A 529-nucleotide genomic window follows, 5' to 3' on the forward strand; every position below is an offset into this window, starting at 1 on the left:
GGAGTATCTGCAATCACAGGTCAACGAACTGTGGAGGACCGTTCCAAAGTCCGCTGACAGCGCAGAGATTGAGAAGAAGCGCTTCCCCTCAGAGCCACAAGAAAACATCCTGTATTTTATTGAGAAGCACGCGCCCCTGTTAGAGTCATGGCAGCGTGAAATCGTGCGCATCGTACGTAAGGTCAGCCAATACTTCTATCCGCAGAAGCAAACCCAAGTAATGAACGAAGGTTGGGCGACCTTCTGGCATTACAGTATTCTCAATCACCTGTATGACGAAGGGTTAGTCTCCGATAAATTCATGTTGGAGTTCTTGCACAGCCATACCAGTGTTGTTGCCCAGCCAGCCTACAATAGCCAATACTTTAGTGGTATTAACCCTTATGCCTTGGGCTTTGCCATGTTCCAAGACATCCGTCGCATCTGTGAAGAACCCACCGACGAAGATAGGGAATGGTTCCCGGATTTAGCAGGCAGTGACTGGTTAGAAGCGGTGCATTTTGCGATGCAGAACTTCAAGGATGAGAGC

Annotated in this window: 1 protein-coding gene; it reads left to right on the forward strand. The window is 49.0% G+C overall.

Annotated features, from left to right (window positions below):
• The coding region (locus AB4585_RS26435; protein WP_372171721.1) for a SpoVR family protein at window positions 1–529 on the forward strand (529 nt) is incomplete at both ends.

Source organism: Vibrio sp. 10N.222.49.C9, from assembly GCF_041474985.1.
Taxonomy (GTDB): domain Bacteria; phylum Pseudomonadota; class Gammaproteobacteria; order Enterobacterales; family Vibrionaceae; genus Vibrio; species Vibrio crassostreae_C.